11 protein-coding genes are annotated in these 8017 nt (G+C 40.6%); 2 read left to right on the top strand and 9 right to left on the bottom strand.

Going from position 1 to position 8017, the window contains the following annotated elements; genetic code table 11:
- The first annotated feature begins 255 nt into the window (after nt 1-255).
- Entirely contained in the window at nt 256-1125 is an 870-nt protein-coding gene (locus T359_RS0116225; protein WP_026517289.1) for a tyrosine-type recombinase/integrase, read from the top strand.
- 1 nt (nt 1126) lies between these two features.
- Nucleotides 1127-2278: an IS91 family transposase gene (locus T359_RS0116220; RefSeq protein WP_026517290.1), complete on the top strand. Its 1152-nt coding sequence runs from the start codon at nt 1127-1129 to the stop codon at nt 2276-2278.
- A 323-nt stretch (nt 2279-2601) separates the two neighbouring features.
- Here the strand turns inward: T359_RS0116220 and T359_RS21875 are convergent, their stop codons facing one another.
- From T359_RS21875 to T359_RS21870, 9 genes are all read right to left on the bottom strand, one after another.
- Nucleotides 2602-3228 carry a nucleoside deaminase gene (locus tag T359_RS21875; protein WP_051545552.1) on the bottom strand — a complete coding sequence of 209 codons (627 nt, stop codon included), beginning with the start codon at nt 3226-3228 and terminating at the stop codon, nt 2602-2604.
- A 39-nt stretch (nt 3229-3267) separates the two neighbouring features.
- Nucleotides 3268-3729: a GNAT family N-acetyltransferase gene (locus tag T359_RS0116210; protein ID WP_026518366.1), complete on the bottom strand. Its 462-nt coding sequence runs from the start codon at nt 3727-3729 to the stop codon at nt 3268-3270.
- A 38-nt stretch (nt 3730-3767) separates the two neighbouring features.
- A complete protein-coding gene (locus T359_RS0116205; protein ID WP_035784745.1) occupies nt 3768-4565 on the bottom strand; it encodes a class I SAM-dependent methyltransferase in 798 nt (265 codons plus the stop codon).
- Nucleotides 4566-4604: 39 nt separating this feature from the next.
- Nucleotides 4605-5165, bottom strand: coding sequence for a GNAT family N-acetyltransferase (locus tag T359_RS0116200; RefSeq protein ID WP_026518364.1), 561 nt, complete (start codon nt 5163-5165; stop codon nt 4605-4607).
- A gap of 73 nt (nt 5166-5238) precedes the next feature.
- A complete protein-coding gene (locus tag T359_RS0116195; RefSeq protein WP_026518363.1) occupies nt 5239-5739 on the bottom strand; it encodes a GNAT family N-acetyltransferase in 501 nt (166 codons plus the stop codon).
- Nucleotides 5717-5920, bottom strand: coding sequence for an SDR family oxidoreductase (locus tag T359_RS0116190; protein ID WP_026518362.1), 204 nt, complete (start codon nt 5918-5920; stop codon nt 5717-5719). The genes T359_RS0116195 and T359_RS0116190 overlap by 23 nt, the downstream gene beginning before the upstream one ends.
- 78 nt (nt 5921-5998) lie before the next feature.
- Entirely contained in the window at nt 5999-6622 is a 624-nt protein-coding gene (locus T359_RS20785) for a GNAT family N-acetyltransferase (protein ID WP_330370202.1), read from the bottom strand.
- A gap of 12 nt (nt 6623-6634) precedes the next feature.
- A complete protein-coding gene (locus T359_RS0116180; RefSeq protein WP_242839114.1) occupies nt 6635-7042 on the bottom strand; it encodes a GNAT family N-acetyltransferase in 408 nt (135 codons plus the stop codon).
- Between the two features lie 21 nt (nt 7043-7063).
- Nucleotides 7064-7933: a bifunctional GNAT family N-acetyltransferase/NUDIX hydrolase gene (locus tag T359_RS21870; RefSeq protein ID WP_051545550.1), complete on the bottom strand. Its 870-nt coding sequence runs from the start codon at nt 7931-7933 to the stop codon at nt 7064-7066.
- Between the last annotated feature and the right edge of the window lie 84 nt (nt 7934-8017).

The following is an 8017-nucleotide window of genomic DNA, read 5'->3' as shown; positions in this document are numbered from 1 at the left end:
ATTGAACTAAGTCGCTGCGCGACGGCCTGCCAAGGCTATGGCGCAGCGTTTTCTTTTACTCAAAAAGCAGTAGATAGTGAAGCTATGATGATGTATGTTTAAGTTACCACACCAAAACAAAACATTGTCAAAACCACTACTACTGCCATGAAAAGCGTATCATTTATCATTACTTCATACAAGCATTTTTATTGGGGACGTCCGCCTCCATGGTTAGGGTAACTATCTGAATACTACTAACTATGGAGGTTTTCTATGTACGAAGAAATACTACAAAAAATTGAAAAGGAATGCGAAATTAGAAATCTTTCGCCAAGGACATGCTTTATCTATAAGTTTCATACTACCAAGTTCCTGGAATGGGCGGGAGAAAAGCCTATTTCAGAACTCTCTCTTTATGATGTCCGTAATTACATTCTGGAGCGCAGGGACGACGGGGCAACACCAGGGTATTGCAATTGCATGTGTTCAGCTTTGTCATTCTTTTATAAGCATATGCTACATATCCCATGGGATCTGGATATAGTTCCACGTATGAAAGTTGACTGGACATTGCCACAAACACTTTCACTAGAACAGATAGAAAAGCTTATTGACACTGCCCAGAACATCAGAAACAAAGCTATAATCGCTCTTGTCTATTCTTCAGGCTTGAGAGCTGGTGAGGTCGTAAGGCTCGCACCGGGCGATATCTATATGAGCACAATGCAGGTTCATATCCGCAACAGTAAGAACAGAGGAGATCACTGGACTATTCTTTCTGACAGGACGCTTGAACTGCTTAAGCAGTATTGGCATGCCAATCCCGAGCCTCGTGATATCCTGTTTGTCTCATTGAGAAGACCACACAGACCTCTCAAAGTCGGCGGAGTTGAAGCTATGGTGAAGAGGGTAGGTAAAGATGCAGGAATCAAGCTTCACCCACACACTCTGCGCCATTCCTTCGCTACGCATCTGATTGAGAATCATACTGACAGAGAGTATGTACAGGCAATGCTTGGTCACAGATCTCCGAATTCCACCCAGGTATATATCCATGTTTCAAACAAAGCAATCATGGGTGTTAAGAGCCCCTTGGATCATCCAAAGAAAAAGAAGGGCAAGAGAAAGAAGAAGGAAGACTGACATGGACAGCATTACTATTCAGGATGTTTTCGAGCAGTTTCTTCCCATGGTTGCTGATAGAACATTTTCAGATGAGCAGTTCAGGGCAATCCAGTGTATAAGGTCCTGTCGCACAGCAGAAATGGGTGCACATGTAAGTGAGTGTGAATCCTGTCATTCTAAGTTTATACATTACAACTCCTGCAAGAACAGGCATTGTCCCATGTGTCAGGCCATGGAGGTTGATGAATGGATAGACCTAAGACGCGAAGATGTCCTTGATGCTCCTTACTTTCATACGGTATTTACAGTTCCGGGGCTTTTGTATCCCTTAATCTATGCCAATCAGAAGCTTCTTTATGATGCGCTCTATCATGCTGCTAACAAGACGCTGGCAGAGCTTTCTCAGGATACCAAGCACTTCGGAGCAAAAATAGGCTATATCTGCATTCTTCACACATGGGGATCCAAGCTTAATTATCACCCGCATATTCATACGATAGTTCTGGGTGGTGGCCTTGATGACAAGAATCACTGGAAGGACAAGGGAAACAAGTTCTTTCTACCAGTGAAGGTTATGTCTGCAGTCTTCAAAAGGCACTATCTTGATGAAATGAAATGTCTCCACGAGTCAGAAAGACTGTCTTATACAGGTGGTGCGGAAAAGCTTAGGAATACATATGAGTTCAAAAGTCTTCTTGATAAGCTCTACGCTATGGACTGGGTTGTGTATTCCAAAAGAACATTTAAGGGAGCTCAGGAAGTCTTTAAATACCTGGGTAAATATACTCACAGGATTGCAATTAGTAACAGGCGTATTCTGAGCATGGATTCTGAGAATGTAACCTTCGCGGCAAAGGACTACCGTGTAGATGGCAAGTACAGGCCTATGACTATCTCAGGAGAAAAGTTTGTGTCTCGCTTTCTGCTGCACATACTCCCAAAAGGATTTATAAGAATACGCTACTATGGGTTACTTGCCTGCAGATGCAAAGCACAGAAAATGACTCTATGCAGGAATCTTCTTGGATGCGAGCAGTATCTTTCCAAGCTCAGAGGCAAGACAACTGCCGAGAAGATCAAGATTCTGTATAACCGTGATATTTGTAAGTGCGCCAAATGTGGTGAACCTCTAATCACCTTTCGCATAGATGGCAGATATATGCTTTGTTGAATGCCTGGATCTTATACTGCAAACCAAGCCTTTTCACGAAGGCTTTTTTGTCGTGGAATAAAGACTGCATTTGAGTTTTAAGGGTGTTTAAAACCATGAGATAATGGTAAGATTTGATTAGATGGTGGCAGATTGAAATTCCACAGCCACCCGGACGCGACTTAGTTCACTTAGATAAAAATCGGTCTGAAGCCCAAACAAAAGGACAGATTTTGAATACATGAAGTCTGTTTTTTTGTTTGGTCTTACACCGATTGTTTACGTAGCAATATAACTCACTATCAATCATTTCGACAAACGGGAATTAATTCAAAATGAGATACTTATTCCTCTATTAATTTGATCATTTGATTGATTATATTTTCCAAACGACATTTTTGCAGATCAACAAACAAACCGTTATCTACAAGTATTTTTGCCGCATTTACACCCGAGGAATTGTAAACCGAAAAATCCATCAGCATTCTTTCTGATTTCGCTTTATCCTCATTATAGAGCAATTCTCTGATAGTCTGTAATCCACGCTGAATATCACCATAGATATTCGGCATCCAGATAATCTCAATATTTTTTGAGGACAAATATCTACTTTTGTCAAGTAACTCTATCGCTCCACCGTGATCATCGTGAGCGCCGATCACTATCCGCCTGATTCCACCCATTACTATCGTTCCCAGACACATTGGACAGGGCTCTAAAGCGGCATATAACGTATACTGTTTTATATTCGGATATATGCTTATATCAAGGTTTCTTACAGCTTCGGTTTCTGCATGACATACTCTTGGATTTGGGATAGTATATTCACCAATTTTATTTCTGCCTGTCGAAATAAGGTTACCGTTTTCATCAGTAATCACTGAAGCTATTGCCTTGCTTTTATTACACAGAGACTCCCATTCCAGTTCAAATATACTTTTCCAGATGTCATCAAGATCTTCGTATCTCACAGCACACCTCCATTTGTTGTTCTAAGTTATCCTGGAATATTATAATAATTCCATGTTGATTGACTTCTCAGTAAATCCATATTTCTTATACATTTCGTATGCAGCATGGTTCTTTGCATTTACCTGAAGTTCTATTCCGTCAGCCCCAGAAATAATCTTTAGCTCTCTTACTTTTTCAAAGAAATGATGTCCGATTCCTCTTCCTCTATAGTCTGAGTCAACAGCCATACTATCGATAAATATAATATTTCTTGTAACATGTGCAGGGCTTTCAATATGTTTGTATGTTACCTCAAGAACTCCTGCTACTGTTCCACCTACATCCGCAACATAAAGATTTCCATTACTGATCATAAGACCAAAAACATCCTCTGATATGAGGTTTTCATTTAACTTATAGATATCAGGTCTCCATGCCACATGCATTTCCTGAACCTGATTCATTATTCTACTTACAGCTTTATAATCTGTTTTTTCAGCATTTCTAATATGTATATCCATTATTCACTCTAGTCTTCTTTCGTTATTTATACTGGAATTTATTGTTTATTTCCCTGTAGGATCATTGACAGTGGATAACCCCTATGATCTATTGAGGAAAACCCACCGCTGATATCATGATCAAACTCCTTTAGCCCGGTGATGACAATTCCGTTATTACACATTCCGGATATTATTTCTGACAATGAATGAGTAAAATCGGTAAAAGTCTTAGAATGATAGTTCTTCAGTGTCATATAATACATGCCACCATTCCCGGTCCATTCATGTTCAAAGTAAGAAAAATGACATTCCATCTTATGCTCAGGATCAAACTCAGCATCGCCTTCCGTAGCTAGCATATTCGTGCAGGGATGCTGTTCATTAAGCACGATCACTGCTCCGGGTTTCATGCATTTTGCCACGATTTCAAAAAAGCGATTCAGATTTTCAAACCAGCATAGTGCTCCGATAGTGATGATCACAATATCAAACTGTTCTCTGAAACGATCATCAATATCATAAACATTCACAGCTTCAAATATACAAGGCAGGTTCAATTCTTTTGCTTTTTCATTTGCAAAAGCCACTTGGTTTTCAGCAATGTCAAATCCAACACCCTTTGAGGCATTTCCGCTTTTTACCAAAGAAAGCAGCTCTCGACCGTTGTTACAACAAAACTGACCGATAGTCTTTCCTTTCGTATCCATGTTTTTCAAAACATCCGCCATTTCCTTTTCAAAAAACGGATAGTCTTCTTTCTGTATACGTTCCGTTATATCGGCGCCCCATGAGGCATCCCTTTTATCAAAAGCTTCTTCCCAAGCCGCTTTATTTCCTTCAATATACTTTTCCATAAAAATCTCTCTTTCTTCTTTCGTCATTAAAACTGGAAGTTATTTTGTATCCCATTCTTTTTTCAGAATGGCATACTGATAAGTATTCTCATAATGTGGAGTTCCATCAGGATTCTTAACAAAACTGATGAACTCTTTGAAAAGACCTTCCTGTCTCATTCCAAGTTTCTCGCAAAGATGCTGGCTAGCCTTATTATAATCCTCGGTATAGGCATATATTCGCCTTGCTCCCTTATCCTTGAAAAGATGATCAAAGAAAGCATGGGCTGCCTCATAGGCGTACCCCTTTCCATGATATACCTTATTCAGCATCCAGCATGGACTGAAGGTATCCATCTCAGAATCTGCTCCATGCTCATCAGCAGGCTCAGGATAAGCATCAATCTCGCCTATAACTTTTCCTGATTCCTTAAGAACTATGGCAAAATAGTACTCTGTCTCAGAAGATCTTTTTAAAACCTCTTGTCTAGCTTCTTCGATGGAAGTCAGTTTCATATCGGCAAAACAGTTTACAGCCGGCTCCTTCAAATATTCAAATACGTCCTCAGCGTCACCTTCCTGAAAAGGGCGCAGAAGCAATCTCTCTGTCTCAATTCGCATTTTATTATCCTTCCATAAAAGACAATTAGCATTCTGCTGCATCTATAACAAGGTTGAAAAGCGTATCAAACCCTCACATTATCTTCTCAAAAGCCAGTCTTGGATCGTTGTCTTCGTAAACATAAATCGTCCCGCAATGAGTAAATCCAAGCTTTTTCAGCATACCCTGCATCACTGTGTTGTCTCCATGGGTATCTATTCTTAGATGTCCACATTGGTCCAATGCCCATTTGATACAGAAAGAACCTATTCCCTTTTCAGAACCGTCAGAAGCTATCCTATGTACCACTCCATAGATATCGTCTCCAATCCACTCACCATCATAAATGGTCACATAGGTAGGCTCGATGTCTTTTCCCTGGTTGAAAAAGAATGTTCCGACTACATCTCCATGATTATTCTCACAAACGTAACTATAGCCCTTTTCGATATCAGACCTGATCAGCTCCTCCGGAGGCCAGTTTCTTTTTCCCCACTGATTTGGATTTCCATGATCTGCCATGAATTTTCTGGCGTAGCCATATATTTCCATTACTCTTTTCAGATCTTTCTCAGTCGTTTTTCTTATCGTCATATGTCCATCCATGTTCGCCATGATATATCATCAACTTGGTCATTCCGCCATCTATGCAGATGTTCTCGCCGGTGATAAAGCCTGCTTTGTCGGAACAAAGAAACATCACCATCTCTGCGATATCCTCAGGCTTTCCAACTCTTCCCACAGGCTGCTGCGCTGCATCTGCTCCCTGTATCATCCTTCATCCGCAAGTTAAAGTTTCACCCTGCAAGTTGCATAACCGATGCCAGGATTGCCGCCACTATCGGAAATCCAATCAAAGTCCCAATCCATTTACTGGTCTATGAATCACAGAAACATGAGTAATCTCATTTGCCTCATCAGGATACTCTTTTTCAAAATGCATGCCTATGGCTTCTGCTGTTTTATAGGATGCCTCGTTAGTATATTTGCAGTATGAATAGATTGATGGGTAATCGGTGTGTTCAAAAGCCCAGTCGCGTACAGCACTGGCTGCTTCTTTAGCATATCCCTTGTGCTGGCAATCCTTTCTGATGTGATATCCAATTTCAGGAAGCATCTTCCCATCGATATTTTGGAGTGTCAGCCCGCAGTCGCCAATCATTTCTCCGGTTTCTTTAAGGCATACGGCCCATAGTCCGAAGCCATTTTCCTTGTACCTCTGCATATTGCGCTCGATCCAGCTTCTGACCCGATTCTCGTCAAAAGCATAAGGATAATGCTGCATAATATCCCTGTCCGCCAGGACAGCATACAGTGCATCGTAGTCATCCATATTCATTTCTCGTAAGAAAAGTCTTTTTGTTTCTAATACCATTTTCACAGTTCCTTGGCGAATGATATGATCCACACCTTTAAAGCCATCAATCACTTCCTGCCTTAATAGTCCATGTGTATCTGAAAGGATTCCTATAAGCATCGTTTTTACCCTCTACTTAATCATTGCACGCTCTGTGTTTAACTCAAAACCAAATTTTCTGTACAAACCATGGGCATTCTTGGTTAGAAGAATTCCTCTAAGCCCCTGATATACCGGCCTGGATACTGCATATGAAACCAATGCAGTTCCAAGTCCCTGATGCTGATATTCAGGATCGATAATTACATCTGCAAGATAGAAAGTGGTAGCATAGTCACTGATTATCCTTGCAAATCCCACAAGCTTTTCTTCTGCATCAATATATATTCCGTAACAGGAAGCATTTTTCACAGACTTCTCAACCGTCTCCGGGGATCGCTTATCTGCCCAGTATGTCATCTTAAGAAGCCTCTGTATATCTTCCATCTTCATATTCTCTGCGCCATCTATTATTCTGTAATCCATCATCCTTCGTACCATTACTCCTCCACTGTTCTGTCCCTATTTATCAGTCGCTTTTATGTATTTATCAGCCTGTAACAATAACTCTTTTTTATTATCATATTCTATAACAGCGAGCGCTTCCTCAAGGCATAAACTCTTAAGCGATCTGACTTCCTGTGGCCTTACAACACGCGGATTTTCATCAGTGTATTTAGCCAGATAGTAAATAACCTGCTTTGTCACACCTGGTTTTTCTGAAAGCTTATATTGCTCACTCACTCTGAAATCACTTATCAGCGTGGCATCAAGATCTGTCTCTTCTTTTATCTCGCGGATAGCTGTCTCTTTTTCAGTCTCCCCATTTTCCATATGGCCCTTAGGGAAACTATGAAATCCGCTTGCTTCCTCAACAAGAAGATACTTGATTATGCCATCTTCAATTGTGTAAACAATAGCACCACAGGATTTCTCGAAAGCCTTACTAAGACCATCTTTAGCCATGCGTATTCTACTGCCATCTTTTAGGTCATCCTTGTAACCAAGCCTTTTGTATAAGGCATGTGCTCTTTCATTAGAAGTCTCTACATGGAAAACAATTGCACTGATACCAATTACTTTTGCATAGTCCTCCGCGCTCTTGATTAGACAACTCCCAATCCCCTGATCTCTGTATCTTGCCGTAACAGACAGATCGTCAAGATAAATATAGTTATCTCCGCGGAAAACCTGAACTGATAGAAAAGCTACTACCTGCCCATTATCCACTGCGACTATGACCTCATCTTCATGATCTGAGAAGTATCTGTTGAGATACCCTTCCTCATAACCCTCTACGTCATCCGTATGATAAATTGTCTGCAACATCTCTATGAAAAGAGCTTCAATACTTGCTCTGTCGTTCTCTACTGCCTTCCGATACTCTATCATTATTTCAATACCTCATAGATATTTATTCACATGTATATCCTGCTCTTCATTTTCCACTCCTGGAAACTTAAATGAGTCAATATA

The organism is Butyrivibrio sp. MC2021 (assembly GCF_000621605.1).
GTDB lineage: Bacteria > Bacillota > Clostridia > Lachnospirales > Lachnospiraceae > Butyrivibrio.
This window is presented reverse-complemented; position numbering and strand designations above follow the sequence as displayed.

What these genes read in the sequence shown, in the direction of transcription:
- T359_RS21870 (WP_051545550.1), bottom strand. Translation starts at nt 7,933, where the DNA reads ATGATAGAGTATCGGAAGGCAGTAGAGAACGACAGAGCAAGTATTGAA.
- T359_RS0116195 (WP_026518363.1), bottom strand. Translation starts at nt 5,739, where the DNA reads ATGACGATAAGAAAAACGACTGAGAAAGATCTGAAAAGAGTAATGGAA.
- T359_RS0116200 (WP_026518364.1), bottom strand. Translation starts at nt 5,165, where the DNA reads ATGCGAATTGAGACAGAGAGATTGCTTCTGCGCCCTTTTCAGGAAGGT.
- T359_RS0116225 (WP_026517289.1), top strand. Translation starts at nt 256, where the DNA reads ATGTACGAAGAAATACTACAAAAAATTGAAAAGGAATGCGAAATTAGA.
- T359_RS0116190 (WP_026518362.1), bottom strand. Translation starts at nt 5,920, where the DNA reads ATGATACAGGGAGCAGATGCAGCGCAGCAGCCTGTGGGAAGAGTTGGA.
- T359_RS0116205 (WP_035784745.1), bottom strand. Translation starts at nt 4,565, where the DNA reads ATGGAAAAGTATATTGAAGGAAATAAAGCGGCTTGGGAAGAAGCTTTT.
- T359_RS20785 (WP_330370202.1), bottom strand. Translation starts at nt 6,622, where the DNA reads ATGCTTATAGGAATCCTTTCAGATACACATGGACTATTAAGGCAGGAA.
- T359_RS0116220 (WP_026517290.1), top strand. Translation starts at nt 1,127, where the DNA reads ATGGACAGCATTACTATTCAGGATGTTTTCGAGCAGTTTCTTCCCATG.
- T359_RS0116210 (WP_026518366.1), bottom strand. Translation starts at nt 3,729, where the DNA reads ATGGATATACATATTAGAAATGCTGAAAAAACAGATTATAAAGCTGTA.
- T359_RS0116180 (WP_242839114.1), bottom strand. Translation starts at nt 7,042, where the DNA reads ATGGTACGAAGGATGATGGATTACAGAATAATAGATGGCGCAGAGAAT.